We start from the raw sequence: 18,486 nt of genomic DNA on the forward strand, positions 1-18,486 counted from the left end.
CACCCGGAGACGGATACCTCGGGTAGGCACCGAGGACCTGCCGCGATGCCCGCAGCCAGGCATCTCGTCAGATGCCCGTCCATCCGGAGAAATCGCCGCCCGAGGCGGCGGACCGGGCAGCGGACGCGGCCTGGCGCTCGGCCCGGCGCTCGGCCCGCCGTTCCGCCCGGCGCCGCCGGTCGTGAGCGCACCAATCGGCGTGCGTCTGCGCCCAGAACCGGCACCACTGCGGGTTGTCGCCGTTCATCCGCAGGCGAGCCTCGAACTCCCGCGGCCCATAGTGGAAGGACTCCCGCAACTCCCGCGCGATCTTGCTCCGGTCCGCGGACCACCACCGGTCCATCAGGCGCAACGTCCGGCCCCGCCAGCCCGCACTCGCGTAGGCGGCGCTGACCGGCACGCCGTCCGTACGCGCGGCCGATGATCCGGTGTCCACGGGTGACCCGCTGACGGGGTCGCCCGCAGCGGCGGCTGAGCTGGCGGCAACCCCGTCGGCCGGCCGGGGGGCCGGTCCGCCTTCCGCACCGTTCGGCGTCCCCGGACGGCCGTAGTCGAGGTAGGAGCCGCCGTCGAGGGGCGGGACGGGGGCGGAGAGCACGTCCGGGGGTGGCGCCGCCGTGCTGTCCGCGATCGGCTCCACGGGGGTGGCTGACTGCGCCAGCTGCCACTGGGCCCCGGCCGGGTCGCGACCGACCAGGCCTTCCAGGTCGGCCAGCCGGTACTCGATCTCGTTCACCCTGGCCAGCAGGCCGTTCGACCAGGCGATGCGCCGGTCGGCGAGGGCGCGGCCGACGGCCTCCTTGAACGCGATCTGCAGCGGTCCTCCGACGCCGGGAACGGCGGAGATGGCCATCTCCGTGATCAACGTCAGTGACGCGCGGCGGTCGGGGTCCTCGGGATACTGGTCCATGGGAGAATCGTGCCCGACGGTGTCCCGTCGATAAATCCCACGATCGAGCGGGCGCACTGTGGACCGTCGATGGAGGCCTGCATGCCGGGGATGCCCGCGATCGCGGCACTGCTCCTGTCCGCCACGATGCCGACGCCGGCTCCGCCGCCGTCGGCCGTCCCGCCCGGTGACCAGGTCACCATCGAGAAGCTGACGGTGAACGGCAGCGGCTGCCGGGCGGACACGGTCGCGGTCGCGCTGTCGAGCGACAAGGCGGCGTTCACCGTGATGTACAGCGCCTACCTCGCCCAGGCCGGCAGCGGCGCCCGGAACCAGGATCAACGCCGGACCTGCAGCCTCACCGTCCGGCTCGACGTTCCCCCGACCCTGCGGTACGCCATCACCGCCGTGGACTACCGCGGGTTCGCCCACCTCGAACCGGGTGCTTCGGCCACCCTTGCGGCGCGCTACCACTTCCAGGGTTCCGGTGCGCCGGCCCACAGCGTCCACTCCTTCGCCGGTGGACTGGACGACAACTGGCAGGTCACCGACTCGGCCGGCAGCGGCATCGTGTTCAGCTCGTGCGGTCAGGGCCGCAAGGTCGACATCGACACCGAGCTCCGCGCGAGCGCCCACCGGGCCGACGCACCCATCAGCCACATCACCATGGATTCCACCGACAGCGAGGTTGCCAGCACCTATCACCTCGCCTACCGCAGCTGCTGACCCCGCGGGCCGGTCCGTCGGTCGCGCAGCAGCGAGTCGTACACCGCGGCGAACCGCGCGCGCCGGTCCGCGTAGTGCTCCACATGCGCGGGCCGGGGCTCGTACGTCGCCCCGGTGGCCCGGGGCGCGCGCGGGACGCCGGGTGCCAGCACGTCGAGCGCCAGCAGCGCCGTACCGCGCTGGGTGGCGCGCTGCCGGGTCACATGCGTCACGGGCCGCCCGAGGACGTCCGCCAGGACCTGGAGCCACTCGGGCCGGTCGTTGCTGACCCGCCCCGCCGCCGCGACCTCCACGACCCGCGGGGCGGCCGGATACAGCTCGTCGGCGACCCGCGCGTAGGTGATGGCCACGCCCTCGACGATCCCCCGGAACAGGGCGTCGGCGTCCGTGGCCGCCGACACTCCGCCGAGCACGGCGCGTGCCCCGCCGACCCAGCCGGGCGCGCGTTCACCGGTGAGGTACGGCAGCACGAGCGGCGTGGCGTCGCTCGGCGGCGCAGTGAGGACGGCCGCGAGCGCCGGGCCGAGGCGCAACGTGCTCTGCGCCCAGCTCACGGCGCGACCGACGTCGTTGATGGCCCCGCCGAGCAGCGTGCGTCCCGCGTCGACGCGGTAGTTCCACAACCCGGGCGGCAGGGGATCGGCGGGGCCGTCGAGCAGGACCCGCAGCGCGCCGCTGGTGGCTGTCGCCGCGGTGAGCACCGTGGCGTCGGTGGCCCCGGACCCGATGTTGCTGGCGAAGCCGTCGGTGACGGCGGGGAACCACACGGCTCGGGCGAGGGCGGGCCAGCGCGCCGGGGCCGCCGGGGGTGCCGGCTCGGTCAGGTCCCGCGGCGGGGAGAGCTGCTCGGGGCCCACGCCCGCGGCGGCGAGCAGCTCGGCGTCGAGCGCGCCGGTGCGCCGGTCGAGCAGGCCGGTCCAGGCCACCGTGGACGTCCCGGCGAGGGGCTGCCCGGCGAGCCGGGCCAGGACGTACTCGCCGAGGGACCACCAGTGCGCGGCCCGGGCGGCCAGGCGTGGTTCCGCGGCCGCGAGCCAGCGCAGGCGCGGGGCGTGGTAGCTGGTGTGCAGGCGGGTGCCGGTGCGCTGCTGCACCGCGTGCTCGTCCAGCTCCTCCCGCAGCGCGGTGACGGCACCGGCGCTGCGCGAGTCGGCGTAGGTCAGGCAGGGGGTGAGCGCCCGCCCGGCCGCGTCCACCGCGATCAGCGAGGCGGCGAAGGTGTCCATCGCGACGCCGGCGACGCGGGTCCCCAGCCGCCGGCCGCCGGTCACCGCGTCGAGGACCTGCGCGACCTCCGCGGTCACCTGGTCCGGATCGATGACCGAGGTGCCGTCGGGCGCGACCGTGAAGGCGTGCGGCACCTTGTGCTGCAGGCCGTGGACCCGCCGGCCCGACGCGTCGTGCACGCCGCCCCGGGTGGCGGTGGACCCGATGTCCAGCGCGAGGACCAGCGGGTCCAGCGCGGCGTCGAGGGTGACGTCGTCGTCGGTCCGGCTCATCGCAGTCCTCGTCGTCGGCGGCGCGGGTCTCCGGCGAGACCTAGCCGACCTTAACCCCGAACGGCCGCCACGGCTCAGTGGCGTGCCGCCACGGGTGCGGCGGCCGTCACCGCGCGGAGGATGTCGTCCACGCGCTCCTTCGCGTCGCCGAAGAGCATGGCGCAGTTGTCCCGGAAGAACAGCGGGTTCTGCACGCCGGCGTACCCGGAGGCCATCGACCGCTTGAAGACGACGACCTCGTCGGCCTCCCAGACGGTGAGCACCGGCATGCCGGCGATCGGGCTGCCCGGGTCCTCGGTGGCCGCCGGGTTGACCGTGTCGTTGGCGCCGATCACCAGCACCACCGAGGTACCCGCGAAGTCGTCGTTGATCTCGTCCATCTCGCACACGATGTCGTACGGCACCCGCGCCTCGGCGAGCAGCACGTTCATGTGACCGGGCAGGCGGCCCGCCACCGGGTGGATGCCGAAGCGCACGTTCACGCCGCGCTCGCGCAGGACCCGGGTGAGCTCGGCGATGCCGTGCTGCGCCTGGGCGACGGCCATGCCGTACCCGGGGGTGATGATCACCGATTCGGCGCTGGTGAGCAGCTCGGCGACGCCCTCGGCGCTGGTCTCGCGGTGCTCGCCGTAGTCCTTGTCGCCGGCGGGGCCGGCCTCGATGCCGAAGCCGCCGGCGATCACGGACAGGAAGGACCGGTTCATCGCCTTGCACATCACGTACGACAGGTAGGCGCCGGACGAACCGACAAGGGCGCCGGTGACGATGAGCAGGTCGTTCTCGAGCAGGAACCCGGCGGCCGCGGCGGCCCAGCCGGAGTAGCTGTTGAGCATCGACACCACCACCGGCATGTCGCCGCCGCCGATCGAGGCGACCAGGTGCCAGCCGAGCAGCAGGGCCACCACGGTGGCCACGACCAGCATCCAGAGCTGCGACGACACCACGAACCCGGCGGTGAGCGCGGCGAACGCCACCAGCGCGCCGACGTTGAGCAGGTTCTTGCCGGGCAGCGTCAGCGGGCTCGACTTGATCCGGGCGGAGAGCTTGAGGAACGCCACGATCGAGCCGGTGAAGGTGACGGCGCCGATGAAGACACCGATGACCACCTCGGCGCTGTGGATGCCGAGCATGCCGAGAGCGTCCAGCGACCGAGCCTCGGCGCCGTCCGGGTGCGCCTCGACGTGCAGGTAGCCGTTCCAGCCCACGAGCACCGCGGCGAGGCCGACGAAGCTGTGCAGCACGGCGATCAGCTCCGGCATGCCCGTCATCTCGACTTTGCCGGCCCGGTACACGCCGATCGCGGCACCGATCAGGACGGCCACGACCAGCAGGATCAGGCCGGTGCTGCTGATCTGGCGGGCGACCGCGAGGGCGATGGTGGCGGCCAGCGCGACGGCCATCCCGGCGATGCCGAAGGTGTTGCCGGCCTTGGCGGTCTCGTGCTTCGACAGACCGGCCAGCGCGAGGATGAAGAGCAGGGCGGCGACGATGTACGCCGCCTGCGCCGCGGTTTCGACGGTCATCAGATCAGCTCCTGGAGAACATGGCGAGCATGCGGCGCGTCACCGCGAAGCCCCCGACGACGTTGATGCTGGCCAGCAGGATTGCGACGAACGCCAGTCCGGTCACCAGGTCGTCGCCGTGCCCGAGTTGCAGCAGGGCGCCGACGACGATGATCCCGGAGATCGCGTTGGTCACCGACATCAGCGGCGTGTGCAGGGCGTGGTGCACGTGCCCGATGACGTAGTAGCCGATGACGATCGCCAGGGCGAAGACGGTGAGGTGACCGCGCAGGGCCCCCGGCGCCAGCGCGGTGAGCAGGAAGAGCGCGGCCGCGGCGGCGCCCACCATCGCCAGCTGACGTCCCGGCCGCCGCGGCGCGGGGGCGGGTGCCACGGGTGCGGCGACGGCCGGCGCCGCGGCGGGCGCGGCGGAGACCGCGACCGGGGGCGGCGGCCAGGTCAGCTCGCCGTCGCGCACCACGGTCATCGAGCGCTGGACGACGTCGTCGAAGTCGAGGACGAGCTGACCGTCCTTCTCGGGCGTCATCAGCTTCATGAGGTTCACCAGGTTGGTGCCGTACAGCTGGGAGGCCTGCGCGGGGAGCCGGCCGGGCAGGTCGGTGTAGCCGATGATGGTCACGCCGTTCGCGGTGACCACCACCTCGCCCGCGACGGTGCCCTCGACGTTGCCCCCGTTGGCCGCGGCCATGTCGACGATCACGCTGCCCGGCTTCATGGTCGCCACCATCGCCGCGGTGATCAGGCGCGGCGCCGGCCTCCCGGGGATCAGTGCGGTGGTGATGATGATGTCGACCTCGCCGGCCTGCGTGGCGTAGAGCCGGGCGGCGCGCTCGTTGTAGTCGTCGGACATCTCCTTGGCGTAGCCGGTCGAGGAGACCTCGACGTCCGCGGCCTCGATCGACAGGTACTCCCCGCCGAGGGACCTGACCTGGTCGGCCACCTCGGGCCGCGGGTCGGTCGCGCGGACGATCGCGCCCAGGCTGCCCGCGGCGCCGATGGCCGCGAGTCCGGCGACGCCCGCGCCCGCGACCAGCACCTTGGCCGGTGGCACCTTGCCGGCCGCGGTCACCTGCCCGGTGAAGAACCGGCCGAAGGCGTGCGCGGCCTCGACGACCGCGCGGTAGCCGGCGATGTTGGCCATCGACGACAGCACGTCGAGGGACTGGGCCCGGGAGATCCGCGGCACCGCGTCCATCGACAGCGCCGTGATCGGGCGGCGGGCGAGGTCCGCGACCAGGTCCGGGTCCAGGCGCGGGTTCAGCATCCCGATCAGCGTGGTCCCGGCGCCGAGCCGGTCGAGCTTCTCCGCGGGCGGCGGGTTGATGGTGAAGAGGACGTCCGCCGCCAGGGGGTCGCCGATGGTCGCCCCGGCGCCGGCGTACGCCTCGTCGGAGAACGAGGAGCCGGCCCCGGCGCCCGCTTCCACCACCACGTCGTAGCCGAGCTTGACCAGCTGTGTCACGGTGGCGGGTGTCGCCGCGACGCGCCGCTCACCCGGATGCGGGTCCCGCGGTACACCGATGATCATCCTTGACTCCCCTATTGAACTTGACCATGGAAACGTGGGATCCGACCGGCCGGTTCAACGCCTCAGCGATTTCCTACTCGCCAGTAGGGATGTTGGTCAATCCCGGTCCCACCTCCCGGGCCCGGCGGTCACTGTGCCGTGGGCCGATCGGATGAGCGGCCAGAGACGCTCGAGAGCTGCCCGGCCACCTTCCGGCAGGCGGGCTACCTGCGTCGCCGCCCGGCCGGAGGAAGCCGGTCCGCTTCCGTAGGGCCCACGCCGGGGACGCCGTACCGGCCGGACAAGTTCGCGCCGGTTCGGCGGATCTTCGGCGCGAAAGTATGGAATCGTTCGGATACCGCCACCTTTACGGAGGATCTCGTGCGGATTCCATTGCGTGAGCTCGGCACGCGGGCCCGGGGCCTGCGGGTCGTGGCCGCCCGGGCCACGGGTGGCCGGGCCATGGGGGTACGGGCCAAGCTGCTCCTGGTCGCGGCAGTGGCCGGCCTCGCCACGGTGGGCGTCGGGGTGGGCGGCATGGTGCAACTGGACTCCGTGGCCGACACCGCGACCCGGATCGCCGACCACCGGGTGCAGCAGGCGCTGCGCCTGGAGGCGGCCCGGACGTCGTTGCTGGAGTCGGACACCACCCTGCTGGAGCACGTCGCGCTGACCGACGACGTCTCCCGCCGGCGTGCGGAGGACGACATCAAGGCCGCCGACGCCGCGTACGACCAGGCGTGGGCCGCGTTCACGAAGGCCGGCGGCGACCGGTACGGCACGATCCGAGCCACCGAGAGCGCGCTCGCCACGTACCGGCAGTTCCGCGACACGACGATGCTGCCGGCCAGCCGGAAGGGCGACCTCGGCGCCTTCCAGAACGCCCGGTTCACCCAGATCGCGGTGCTGCGCGTCGCCAAGGGCAACCTCGACGAGCTGGCGACGGCCGAGACCGACGCGGTGACGGCCGGCGGCCGCAGCATCCGCGACGCCCGGACCGACGCCACCCGGCTGATGCTGGCGGCCACGGCGCTCGGGGTGCTGCTCGCGGCCGCGTGGGCGTTGCTCACCGCCTCGTCGATCCTGCGGCCGGTGCGCCGGGTGGAGACCGCCCTGGAGGCCATGGCCGGCGGCGACCTCACCGCGACCGTCGAGGTCGACAGCCAGGACGAGATCGGCCGCATGGCCGGCTGGTACGAGCGCGCCCGGCAGGGCATGCGCGACACCGTGACCGCTTTGACGACGGCGGCGAACGCGGTCAGCGAGGCGTCCGAGCAGGTGTCCGCCTCCAGCGCCAGCATCGCCAGCTCCACGGCCAGCGCGGCGGAGCAGGCGGTGAGCGCGACCTCCACCGCGCAGCTCGTCTCCCAGAACGTGCTCACCCTCGCCGCGGGCGGCGAGGAGATGGAGGCGTCGATCGGGACCATCTCGCACAGCGCCAACGAGGCGGTCCGGGTGGCGTCGGACGCGGTCGCCGTCGTCGCGGAGACCACGACGTCCGTCGCGAAGCTGGGCCACTCCTCGGCCGAGATCGGCGACGTCGTCAAGGTGATCACCGCCATCGCCGAGCAGACCAACCTGCTGGCGCTGAACGCCACCATCGAGGCCGCCCGGGCCGGCGAGGCGGGCAAGGGCTTCTCCGTGGTGGCCGGCGAGGTGAAGGAGCTCGCCCAGGAGACCGCGCGGGCCACCGAGGACATCGCCCGGCGCGTCGACGCCATCCAGTCGGACAGTTCGGGCGCGGTGACCGCGATCAACCGGATCAGCGGGATCATCGAACAGATGAACGACTTCCAGTTGTCCATCGCCTCGTCCGTCGAGGAGCAGACCGCGACGACCAACGAGATGAACCGCAACGTCGGCGAGGCGGCCACCGGCACGCGCGAGATCGCGGGCACCATCCAGGTCCTCGCCGACGCGGTCGGCAGCGCGGCGGACGACGGCGCGCGGGCCCGGGTCGCCGCCGAGAACCTCGCCGGTACGGCCGACGAGCTGCGCCAGGCCGTACGCCGGTTCCGGGCGTGAGGAGGGACGTCATGGTGGGCTACGGAGGCCGGCGCCGCCGGCGGGCACTGGCGGGCGTGCTGGCGACGGCTCTGCTCGCCGCGGGGTGCGGCGGTGGCGCCGCCGAGGAGGAGAGCTTCGCCGAATCGGCGCAGTGCCAGCCCTACCGGGACTACCAGGGCAACAGCGGCACGACCGTCTCGGTCTTCTCGTCGATCCGCGACGTCGAGGGCGTCCACCTGGAGCAGGCCTGGCGCCTGTTCTCCGACTGCACGGGCATCAAGGTCGCGTACGCGGCGAGCGGAGACTTCGAGAAGGAGTTCCAGGCCCGCGTGGCCGGCGGCGACGCCCCGGACATCGCGTTCCTCCCGCAGCCCGGCATGATCCCCAAGCTGGCGGCGGACGGCGCGGCCAAGCCCGCGTCGGCCGCCACCAAACAGCTCGCGTCGCAGAACTGGTCCGCGGACTGGCTGGCCTACGGCACCGTCAAGGACACCTTCTACGCCGCACCGCTCGGGGCGAACGTCAAGTCCTTCGTCTGGTACTCCCCCACCACCTTCGAGAAGAAGGGGTACGCCGTACCGGACACCTGGGATGATCTGATCGCGCTCAGCAAGAAGATCGCAGCCGACGGCGTGAAACCGTGGTGCGCCGGCATCGAGTCGGGCGGCGCCACCGGCTGGACCGCCACCGACTGGCTCGAGGACGTGATGCTGCGTACCCAGGGTCCCGAGGTCTACGACAAGTGGGTCTCCCACGACCTGCCGTTCAACGATCCCGCGGTCGTCGACGCGCTGGACAAGGCCGGCTCGATCCTGAAGAACCCGCGGTTCGTCAACGGCGGCTTCGGCGGCGTGACCAGTGTGGCCAGTACGCCGTTCCAGACGGCGGGGCTGCCGGTCCTGCAGGGCCGCTGCGCCCTGCACCGGCAGGCGTCGTTCTACGCCACCCAGTGGCCGTCCGGCACGAAGGTGGCCGAGGACGGCGACGTCTACGCGTTCTACTTCCCGGCCGTCGACCCGGCCAAGGGCAAGCCGGTGCTCGTCGGCGGCGAGTTCGCCGTCGCCTTCGCGGACCGCCCCGAGGTGCAGGCGTTCCAGACCTTCCTGGCCAGCGCCGAGTTCGCCACCGCCCGCGTGCGGCTCGGCTCCTGGGTGTCCGCCAACCGTGGCGTGGACCTCGGCGCCTACGCGGGCGCGATCGACCGGCTGTCGGCCGAGATCCTGCAGGACCCGAAGGCGGTGGCCCGCTTCGACGCCTCCGACCTGATGCCCGGCGCCGTCGGCGCGGGTTCCTTCTGGACCGGCATGACCGACTGGATCAAGGGCAAGGACACGCGCGACACGCTCGACGCCATCGAGGCGTCCTGGAAGGACTAAGTGTGAACAGCTTGTGACCATGCATGCGCATTTGGGACGCTGGGCGGGACACCGCCGCCAGCGAGGCGGCGGTCCGACGAAGCGGGTCCACCGTGAATCGTCCACGGAGCGGGGGAAACGACAACCCGCCTGCGCGCGAGGTGCCGGGCGCGCAGCCGCCGTATCTGTTCGTCCGGCGTGATGCCCTGCACACGGGGGTCGACGTCACCATGGACATGGAGTCGTCGATGGTGACGTTCGCCGTCCACGGCACCTGGGAGCCCCGCCTGCGGCACAAGACCTACGCCGCGTTGGTGAAGTGCCTGAGCGAGCATCCCGTGACGCTGCTCATCGACCTGCGGGACCTGACGGATCCGTACGCCGCCAGCGTGGCGACGTGGATCACCGCCCGGCGCCTCGGCGACGGCATGGAGCCACCGGTCCAGATCCTGGCCTGCGTTCCGCCGGGCGCCGCGGTCGCGGCCCGGCTCCAGCGGCTGGGCGCCGCGCGGTTCCTGCCCGTCTACCCCACCATCGAGCGGGCGCGGACGGCGGCCGGGCAGCGGCCGTTGACCGACCGCCTGGTGGTGCACCTCCATCCCAGCGCGAGGGCCCCGGCCCGGGCGCGCGCCGCGGTCACCGACGCCTGCGCCGCGTGGCAGCTGCCCGAGCTGCACGACCGTGCCCGCATGGTGGTCTCCGAGCTGGTCAGCAACGCCGTCCAGCACGCCGGCACCGCGATCACCGTGATCCTTTCCCGCCGCGGCTCCGGCATGCACCTCGCCGTCGGCGACGACGATCCGGGGCTGCCCCGGCTCTGCGACACCTTTCCGGCGCCGCTGGACGTGCTGCCGTACCAGCGCGGGCTCGAGCTGCACATCGTGCACGCGGCCGCGACCCTGTGGGGTGCGACGCCGACGGCCAGCGGCAAGGTGGTCTGGGCCACGGTCGGCCCCCGCACCGGCCGGCACGACCACCGTCTCCCTACCGGCCCGGTGCACGACGCGTCCGCGGCGCGGCGGACCTCCGACAGGTAGCGCGGGCAGCCGTGAGTCCGGCGTCGCCCGGCCCGGTCACGATCGCGCCGGGCACCGTCGCCCCGTGAAGCGCGCGCGTGGTCGTGGTCGGCATCATCCGGCCGGCGCTCACCGGCACCGAGCTGGCCGGCGGCGTCACGCCGGTGGCGCCGCCGGCCCGCGGCTCACGCGATCGTGGTGCTGGTGAAGGTCGGCGAGGGCGTGGGGTAGCACGCGGTCGGCACGTTCAGGGTGAGCGGGCCGGCCCGTACGCCGGCGGTGAAGGTCAGGCTCGGGTCGGCGTAACCGGTGCCGGCCAGGGTGGTGACGACGGCCGTGCCGGCGGCCCCGGTGGCGGTCAGCCGCAGGTGCAGCGCGGGCAGCTGGAAGGTGCTCCCGCCGGCGATGGGGCCGGGCACGGTGGCCGTGACCAGGTTGCCGGCGTGGCTGACGGCCGGCGTGCCGGAGCCGAGGTTGGAGCCGCCGCTGAGGGTGGCCGACCGGACCGTGGCGCCGGGCGACACGGCGACGCGCAGCACGAGCGTACGGAGGTTGTCGACGGTGAACCCGCCGGCGGTGGGCGGCGCGGTCATCGGATCGGGCGCGAGCGCCACCTCGAAGTCGGTGCCCGCGCCGACCGTGGCCGGGGCGTCGGCCTGGATGGAGGTCGACAGGGTCAGCTGCTGCGGCGGGCCCAGCGGGGGCCGGCCCTGACAGTCGAGCGTGACCGGGACGGTGGCCGCGGCGTGGGCGGCGGGGACCGCCCCCAGCAGGCCGGCCAGCAGCAGACCTCCGGTGGCGCAGAGCAGACCCGCGGTTCGGACGAGGCGTCTCATCCGGACTCCCCTCATGAGAGACATGGATGCAGATAGACCACCATCAATTGATCGGTCCGCGGGGAGCGACGTGAAATGTTCTCGTAATGAGTGAGAACGGCCGAAGGTGATGCCATACGGGGTTGCCATGGCATCACGGTGATGCCATAGTGGCATCATGGAATTGCGCCCCTACATCGACGCCCTGCGCCACGAGCTCGCGCTCGCCGCCGCGGCCGGCGGCGAGGACGCCCGCGAGCTGGCCGAGCGGCTCACCGCGCCGCTGGAGTCGGCGGCCCGGCTGGCCCTGCTCGACGCCCTCTCCGAGGCGGCCGCCGAGATCACCCGCGAGCTCGCCCCCGGCTCGGTGGATCTGCGGCTGCGTCACCGCGAGCCGAGCTTCGTCGTGACCCCGGCTCCGGCCGACCCGTGGAGCGACCAGCCGGCCACGCCGGCCCCACCCGGTCCGCCACCGGCACCGGCACCGGGCGAGGACGAGGCGACCGTGCGGATCAGCCTGCGCCTGCCGGAACACCTGAAGACGCGGGTCGAGCAGGCCGCCGCCGCCGCCGGCGTCTCGATCAACACCTGGCTGATCCGCGCCGCGGCCGCCGCGGCCGACGACGACCACGCCCGTCCCGCGACCGGGACCGCGTCCAGCGGCGGCCAGCGCTTCACTGGCTGGGTCCGCTGAACCCCGACCAGAACGGAGAGACCCCCATGCCCACCTTCGACACTCCCGGACCCGTCACCGCCGCCGTCGAGCTCGCCGTCGGCGACCTGCGGGTGGTGGCGAGCGAGCGGCCGGACACCGTCGTGCACGTACGCCCGGCGGACGAGACCGAGACCCGCGACGTCCGCGCCGCCGAGCAGACCCGCGTCGAGTTCGCGTCCGGCACCCTGACCGTGCGCGGCCCCCGCCAGCCCGGGCTCGGGATGTTCGGCCGGGTCGGCGCCGTCGACGTGGTCGTCGAGCTGCCGGCCGGCTCCGGCGTCGAGGCCAAGCTCGGCGCCGGCGGGATCCGCTGCACCGGGGCGCTGGGTGACTGCCGGCTGCGCAGCGGCGCCGGCGACCTGCAGGTCGAGCACGCCGACACCCTGGCGGTGACGACCGGGATGGGGCTCGTGGCAGCGGAGACCGTCACCGGCGATGCCAGGCTGACCACCGGATCGGGCACGCTGCAGGTGCGCTCGGTCACCGGTGCGGCCGTGCTGAAGAACGGCAACGGCGAGACCTGGGTCGGGCACGCGGGCAGCGAGCTGAAGATCAACTCGGCCAACGGCAACATCACGGCCGACCACGCCGCCGCGTCGCTGACCGCGAACACCGCCAACGGCGACATCCGCGTCCGCGAGCTGGTCCGCGGGTCCGCGACCCTGCGCAGCGCCGCCGGCCGCATCGAGATCGGCATCCGGCCCGGCACCGCGGCCCGCCTCGACGTGCACACCCAGTACGGCAAGATCCGCAACGAGATGACGGCCACCGATGCTCCGGCCGAGACCGACGAGCAGGCCGAGGTGCGCGCGCGTACCGCCTTCGGCGACATCCTGATCCGCCGCTGCTGACCCGTCCCGCCGTCCTCCGGCCGGGCCCGTGGCCCGGCCGGCGACGGCCCCTGCCCGCCGAACACCCCCAGGAGGCGTCGATGACAGCGACACTCACCACCCGGCCCGCCATCTCGGCGGCCGGCCTGCGCAAGACCTTCGGCTCGACGGTGGTCCTCGACGACGTCGACCTGACCGTCACCGAGGGCACGGTCTTCGCGCTGCTCGGCCCGAACGGCGCCGGCAAGACGACCATGGTGCGCATCCTCGCCACGCTGCTGCCGGCCGACGGAGGCTCGATCCGCGTGGCGGGGCACGACCTGGCCCGCGACCCCGACGGCGTACGGGCGGCGATCGGGCTCACCGGCCAGTTCGCGGCCGTCGACCGGCTGCTGACCGTGCGGGAGAACCTGTGGTTGATGGCCCGCCTGCACCGGCTCGGCCGGGCCGAGGCCGGCCGGCGGGTGGCCCGCCTGATCGAGCGTCTCGACCTCGGCGCGTCGGCGCGCAAGCCGGCGTCGCTGCTCTCCGGCGGCCAGCAGCGCCGCCTGGACTTGGCGATGACGCTGGTCGGCGACCCCCGTCTGCTCTTCCTGGACGAACCCACCACCGGCCTGGACCCGCGCAGCCGGCACGCGATGTGGCAGATCGTCCGGGAGCTGGTCGCCGAGGGCGTCACGGTGTTCCTGACCACCCAGTACCTCGACGAGGCGGACCAGCTCGCCGACCGGATCGCCGTGCTCGACCACGGCCGCGTGGTCGTCGAGGGCACCCCGGACGAGCTCAAACGCCGGATCCCCGGCGGGCACCTGCTGCTGCGCTTCACCGACCCGGCCGCGTGGCGCGCCGCGGCCGCCGCCCTGGCCACGGCGCACCGCGACGAGGACGCGCTGACCCTGCAGGTGCCCGGCGACGGCGACGTCGCCTCGCTGCGCGCGGTGCTGGGCACGCTCGACCGCGTCCGGGCCGAGCCGGGCAGCCTGACGATCCACACCCCCGACCTGGACGACGTGTTCTTCGCCTTCACCGGCGCACCGGCCGCGGACGCGGCCCTCGAGGAGACCCGATGACGACCCTGGCCCACACCCTCGCCGACTCCCGGACGATGCTGCACCGGCAGCTGCTGCACCTGCGGCGCTACCCGTCGCTGACCGTGATGCTGATCGGCCTGCCGGTGATCTTCCTGCTGCTCTTCGTCTACGTCTTCGGCGGCACGCTCGGCGCCGGCATCGGCGGCGGCCGCGCCGCGTACGTCAACTACCTGACCCCGGGCATCCTGCTGTTCACCGTGGCCGGCGTCGCCACCGGCACCGCCGTCTCGGTGGCGATGGACATGACCGAGGGCATCGTCGACCGGTTCCGCAGCCTGGCCATCGCCCGGTCCGCGCTGCTGACCGGGCACGTGCTCGGCAGCCTGGTGCAGAACCTGCTGGCGCTGGCCGCCGTCCTCGGGGTCGCCCTGCTCGCCGGCTTCCGCCCGGACGCCACCCCGCTCGAATGGCTCGCCGCGCTCGGCGTGCTGACCGCGACGGCGTTCGCCCTGACCTGGTTCGCCGTCGCGCTCGGGATGGTCGCCGACAGCGTCGAGACGGCCAGCAACACCCCGATGTTCCTGAGCCTGCTGCCGTTCCTCGGCAGCGGGTTCGTGCCCACCCAGACGATGCCCGCCGGGCTGCGCACCTTCGCCGAGTACCAGCCCTTCACGCCGATCATCGAGACCCTGCGCGGGCTGCTGCTCGGCTCCGGGATCGGCACCGCCGCGGTCACCGCGCTGGCCTGGTGCGCCGGGATCTCGCTGCTGTCGTACCTGTGGGCCAGGCGCAGGTACCGGCGGCGCGCGACGGCCTGACCGGAGGGTCGCCGCATGGCTCTGATCGCGTACGACAGCACGGACGCGGCCGCGTTCGAAGCCACCCGCCACCTGAGCGACGACGCCCTCGCCGCCTGGCGTGCGGCGATCGGGCGGCACCTCGACCCGCGCCCGGGCATGCGCCTGCTCGACCTCGGATGCGGCACCGGCAGCTGGGCGCGCGCATTCCGGACCTGGTGGCCCGGCGTCGACGTCGTCGCGGTGGAACCCTCCGCGGCGATGCGCGAGCGCGCGGTGTTCCAGCCGGTCGTGCCGGGGGCCGCCGAGGACATCCCGGCCGCCGACGCCAGTCTCGACGGCGTCTGGCTCTCCACTGTGATCCATCACGTCGCGGACCTCGGTGCGGCCGCCCGGGAGATCCGGCGGGTGCTCAAGCCGGGTGCGCCGGTGCTGATCCGGTCCGCGTTCGCCGGCCGGCACGAGGCGATCAGCTTGTTCCGCTGGTTCCCGGAGGCCGTCGCGGTGCTGGACCGCTATCCGAGCATCGCCGGCGTCGAGGCGGCGTTCGCGGCCGCCGGGTTCGCGACGGCGGGCTGCGAGCCGGTTCCCCAGGTGACCGCCGCGAGCCTGGCCGAGGCCGCCGCCGGGCTCCGGCGCGCGGCGCACACCCCGCTCCAGCTGATCGGCGACGACGCGTACGCGGCCGGCGTCGCGCGGCTGCGGGAGGCCGCGCGCACGGAGTCCGGGCCGGTCGTCGACGCCCTGGATCTGTTGGTGCTCCGGTAAGCAACTTGCCATTGTCCGGGACCTGATTCTTCGATTTCTCCGGCGCGCCACCCGGGGTTGAGTGACCGCATCTGGCGGGACTCCCCGGGGGGCGCAATGGACGCGAGACGGTGGTCGCGGAGCGCGGTGAGCCTGATCATGTGCGCTTGCACCGGCGCGGTGGTGGTCGCCACCCACCACGATGGACAGGCCGCGGCGGCGCGCGATCCGCACGCCGCGCACATCATGCCGCGGATGGTGCCGGTCGCGGTCGCCGCGCCCGCGCCGCTGCCGCGTGCCGGGTGGACGGTCACCGCGGACAGCTCGCCGAGCGGGACGGGCGCCGGTAACGCGATCGACGGCGATCCGGCGACGACCTGGCGTACGGCGGCGACCGCGCTCCCGCACACCCTCACCATCGACACCGGCAACGTGGTGGCGGTCGGCGGCCTGACCTACCTGCCGCCGTCCGACTCGGCGAACGGCCGGATCGGCCGCTACCGGATCTCGGTCAGCGCCGACGGCACCGCGTACACCGACGTGGCGAGCGGGACGTTCGCCGACGACGAGGCGGTCGAGTCCGCGGCCTTCGCGACCGTGCTGACGCGGTTCGTGCGCCTCACCGCGCTCAGCGAGGCGGGCGGCCGGGGCTCGTGGTCGGCGGCGGCGGAGATCCACCTGCTCGGTGGCACCGATCCGGCGCTGGCGCGTACCGGATGGTCGGTGTCGGCGGACAGCCAGGAGACCGCGGCCGAGAACGGGGCGGCCGCCAACGTGCTCGACGGCGACACGGCGACGATCTGGCACACGGCGTGGAGCACCGCGCCGGTCCCGCCGCTACCGCACTGGATCACCGTGGACACCAAGGCGTCCCACCTGGTCTCCGGGCTGAGCTACCTGCCCCGGCAGGGCGGGAGCCGCAACGGCACCATCGGCCAGTACCGGGTGCAGACCAGCACGGACGGGGCGACGTGGGGCGCCGCGGCGGCGACCGGCCGCTTCGCCGACACCGGCACCGCGCAGACCGTCACCTTCGCGCCGCGGATCGCGCGCTACGTCCGCCTCACCGCGCTGACCGAGGCGGGCAGCCGCGGGCCGTGGACCAGTGCCGCCGAGATCAACCTGCTCGGGCGGGCCGACCCCACCCTGGCCCGCACCGGCTGGACGGTGACCGCCTCCGACCAGGAGACCGCCCGGGAGAACGGCGCGGCGGTCAACGTCCTGGACGGCAACGCCGCCACGATCTGGCACTCGGCCTGGAGCGGCGCCGCGCCCGTACCGTTGCCGCACTCGCTGACCGTCGACCTGAAGGCCGCCGTACGCGTGGGTGGTCTCACCTATCTGCCGCGGCCGGCCCCGTCGGCGAACGGCCGGATCGGCCGCTACAAGATCGAGACCAGCGCCGACGGTACGGCGTGGAGCGCCCGGGTGACCGGCGGCGCCTTCGCGGACGACCCCGCACTCCAGACCGTGGTGTTCCCGCCGGCGACCGCGCGGTACGTGCGGCTGACGGCCGAGTCCGAGGCGGGCAACCGCGGACCCTGGAGCAGCGCCGCCGAGCTCGCCCTGCTGGGACCGAGCGGATCGGTGCCGGCGGCGGGCGGCAGGTGGAGCACGCCGGTCGGCTTCCCGCTCGTGCCCGTGGCGGCCGCCCAGCTGCCCGACGGCAAGCTTCTCACCTGGTCGGCGTACGCGCCGGATGCTTTCGTGGGCGGCCGCGGGCGCACCGTGACCGCCACCTACGACCCGGCGACCGGCGTGGTGACCCCGCGGACCGTCACCGAGACCGGCCACGACATGTTCTGTCCCGGGATCTCGGTGCTGCCGGACGGGCGCATCGTGGTCACCGGCGGCAACGACAGTGCCAAGACGAGCATCTACGACCCGGGCGACGACGCGTGGACGACCGGCCCGGCGATGACCACCGCCCGGGGTTACCAGTCGAGCACCACGCTCTCCGACGGCCGCGTCTTCACCATCGGCGGGTCCTGGAGCGGCGGGATCGGCGGCACCGGCGGCACCCCGCACAAGGCCGGCGAGGTGTACTCGACGACGACCGGCTGGACCGCCCTGCCGGACGCCCGGGTGGAACCGATGCTGACCGCGGACGCCAACCCGAACGGCGACTACCGCAAGGACAACCACGCCTGGTTGTTCGCGTGGAGCGGCGGCACGGTGCTGCAGGCCGGGCCGAGCCGGGCGATGAACTGGTACTCGACGGCGGGCACCGGAGGCACCACACCGGCCGGCAACCGGGCCGACGACGGGGACGCCATGAACGGCAACGCGGTGATGTACGACGCCGGCAAGATCCTCACGGTCGGCGGCGCGACGTCGTACGAGAACGTCGACGCCAGCACGAGCGCGTACACGTTGAGCATCTCCGGTACCACGGTGACCGCCCGCCGGACGGGCTCGATGGCGCACGCGCGCTCGTTCGCCAACAGCGTCGTCCTGCCGGACGGCAAGGTGGTGGTCCTCGGCGGGCAGAACTTCCCGGTGCCGTTCTCGGACAACACCGCGGTGCTCGGCGCCGAGATGTGGGACCCGGCCACCGGGTCGTTCACCACCCTGGCCCCGGCGGCGGTACCGCGGACGTACCACAGCGTGGCGATCCTGATGCCGGACGCGCGGGTGTTCACCGGCGGCGGCGGGCTCTGCGGCAGCTGCGCCACCAACCACTTCGACGGCGAGATCTTCACCCCGCCGAACCTGCTGAATCCCGACGGCACCGCGGCGCCGCGGCCGGTCGTCACGGCGGCCCCGCCCACGGCCGGCAACGGCGCGTCGATCACGGTGGCGACCGACCGGGCGGTGTCCTCGTTCGCCCTCGTCCGGATGGGTACGGCGACGCACAGCGTGAACACGGACCAGCGCCGCATCGCCCTGACGCCGGCGGCGGTGACGGGCGGCTACCGGCTCACCGTCCCGGCCGACCGGGGTGTCGCGCTGCCCGGCTACTGGATGCTCTTCGCCATGGACGCGCGCGGCGTCCCCAGCGTCGCGAGGACCATCCGCATCGGATGATC

The 18,486-nt window shown here is 73.7% G+C and carries 15 protein-coding genes; 10 read left to right on the plus strand and 5 right to left on the minus strand.

All coding sequences use genetic code 11. From position 1 onward, the window contains the following. Window positions 1-67: 67 nt before the first annotated feature. Window positions 68-910, minus strand: a complete 843-nt coding sequence (locus tag IEY99_RS07935) for a hypothetical protein (RefSeq protein WP_189200969.1) — start codon at window positions 908-910, stop codon at window positions 68-70. 81 nt (window positions 911-991) lie between these two features. Between IEY99_RS07935 and IEY99_RS07940 the strand changes: the two genes are divergently transcribed. After that, window positions 992-1,615 carry a DUF4360 domain-containing protein gene (locus IEY99_RS07940; protein WP_189200971.1) on the plus strand — a complete coding sequence of 208 codons (624 nt, stop codon included), beginning with the start codon at window positions 992-994 and terminating at the stop codon, window positions 1,613-1,615. On the opposite strand, the gene IEY99_RS07945 is transcribed toward IEY99_RS07940, so the two are convergent. The 3 genes from IEY99_RS07945 to IEY99_RS07955 form a co-directional block, all read right to left on the minus strand. Beyond that, window positions 1,600-3,114, minus strand: a complete 1,515-nt coding sequence (locus IEY99_RS07945) for a gluconokinase (protein WP_189200973.1) — start codon at window positions 3,112-3,114, stop codon at window positions 1,600-1,602. The genes IEY99_RS07940 and IEY99_RS07945 overlap by 16 nt on opposite strands. A 74-nt stretch (window positions 3,115-3,188) precedes the next feature. Further along, window positions 3,189-4,637, minus strand: coding sequence for a Re/Si-specific NAD(P)(+) transhydrogenase subunit beta (gene pntB, locus IEY99_RS07950; RefSeq protein ID WP_229798313.1), 1,449 nt, complete (start codon window positions 4,635-4,637; stop codon window positions 3,189-3,191). Between the two features lie 4 nt (window positions 4,638-4,641). After that, complete coding sequence (locus tag IEY99_RS07955) at window positions 4,642-6,165, minus strand: Re/Si-specific NAD(P)(+) transhydrogenase subunit alpha (RefSeq protein WP_189200975.1); 1,524 nt, start codon at window positions 6,163-6,165, stop codon at window positions 4,642-4,644. 360 nt (window positions 6,166-6,525) lie between these two features. Between IEY99_RS07955 and IEY99_RS07960 the strand changes: the two genes are divergently transcribed. From IEY99_RS07960 to IEY99_RS07970, 3 genes are all read left to right on the plus strand, one after another. Beyond that, complete coding sequence (locus tag IEY99_RS07960; protein ID WP_189200977.1) at window positions 6,526-8,169, plus strand: methyl-accepting chemotaxis protein; 1,644 nt, start codon at window positions 6,526-6,528, stop codon at window positions 8,167-8,169. An 11-nt stretch (window positions 8,170-8,180) separates the two neighbouring features. After that, window positions 8,181-9,527: an ABC transporter substrate-binding protein gene (locus tag IEY99_RS07965; RefSeq protein WP_189200979.1), complete on the plus strand. Its 1,347-nt coding sequence runs from the start codon at window positions 8,181-8,183 to the stop codon at window positions 9,525-9,527. A 92-nt stretch (window positions 9,528-9,619) separates the two neighbouring features. Next, window positions 9,620-10,543, plus strand: coding sequence for an ATP-binding protein (locus tag IEY99_RS07970; protein WP_189200981.1), 924 nt, complete (start codon window positions 9,620-9,622; stop codon window positions 10,541-10,543). A 164-nt stretch (window positions 10,544-10,707) separates the two neighbouring features. On the opposite strand, the gene IEY99_RS07975 is transcribed toward IEY99_RS07970, so the two are convergent. Beyond that, complete coding sequence (locus IEY99_RS07975; protein ID WP_189200983.1) at window positions 10,708-11,358, minus strand: cyclodehydratase; 651 nt, start codon at window positions 11,356-11,358, stop codon at window positions 10,708-10,710. A 157-nt stretch (window positions 11,359-11,515) separates the two neighbouring features. Here IEY99_RS07975 and IEY99_RS07980 point away from each other — a divergent pair, with 157 nt between their 5' ends. The 6 genes from IEY99_RS07980 (at window position 11,516) to IEY99_RS08005 (ending at window position 18,484) form a co-directional block, all read left to right on the plus strand. Beyond that, window positions 11,516-12,031 (plus strand): toxin-antitoxin system HicB family antitoxin, encoded by a 516-nt coding sequence (locus tag IEY99_RS07980; RefSeq protein ID WP_189200985.1) that lies wholly within the window; start codon window positions 11,516-11,518, stop codon window positions 12,029-12,031. Window positions 12,032-12,057: 26 nt separating this feature from the next. Continuing rightward, complete coding sequence (locus IEY99_RS07985; protein ID WP_189200987.1) at window positions 12,058-12,903, plus strand: DUF4097 family beta strand repeat-containing protein; 846 nt, start codon at window positions 12,058-12,060, stop codon at window positions 12,901-12,903. An 80-nt stretch (window positions 12,904-12,983) separates the two neighbouring features. Next, on the plus strand, window positions 12,984-13,952 hold the full coding sequence (locus IEY99_RS07990) for an ATP-binding cassette domain-containing protein (RefSeq protein WP_189200989.1): 969 nt from the start codon (window positions 12,984-12,986) through the stop codon (window positions 13,950-13,952). Continuing rightward, window positions 13,949-14,731, plus strand: coding sequence for an ABC transporter permease (locus tag IEY99_RS07995; protein ID WP_189200991.1), 783 nt, complete (start codon window positions 13,949-13,951; stop codon window positions 14,729-14,731). Before IEY99_RS07990 ends, IEY99_RS07995 begins: the two co-directional genes overlap by 4 nt. Window positions 14,732-14,746: 15 nt before the next feature. Then, entirely contained in the window at window positions 14,747-15,478 is a 732-nt protein-coding gene (locus tag IEY99_RS08000) for a class I SAM-dependent methyltransferase (RefSeq protein WP_189200993.1), read from the plus strand. Window positions 15,479-15,604: 126 nt separating this feature from the next. Continuing rightward, complete coding sequence (locus tag IEY99_RS08005; protein WP_229798315.1) at window positions 15,605-18,484, plus strand: galactose oxidase family protein; 2,880 nt, start codon at window positions 15,605-15,607, stop codon at window positions 18,482-18,484. The last annotated feature ends 2 nt before the right edge of the window (window positions 18,485-18,486 follow it).

Source organism: Couchioplanes azureus (genome assembly GCF_014648355.1).
Taxonomy (GTDB): domain Bacteria; phylum Actinomycetota; class Actinomycetes; order Mycobacteriales; family Micromonosporaceae; genus Actinoplanes; species Actinoplanes azureus.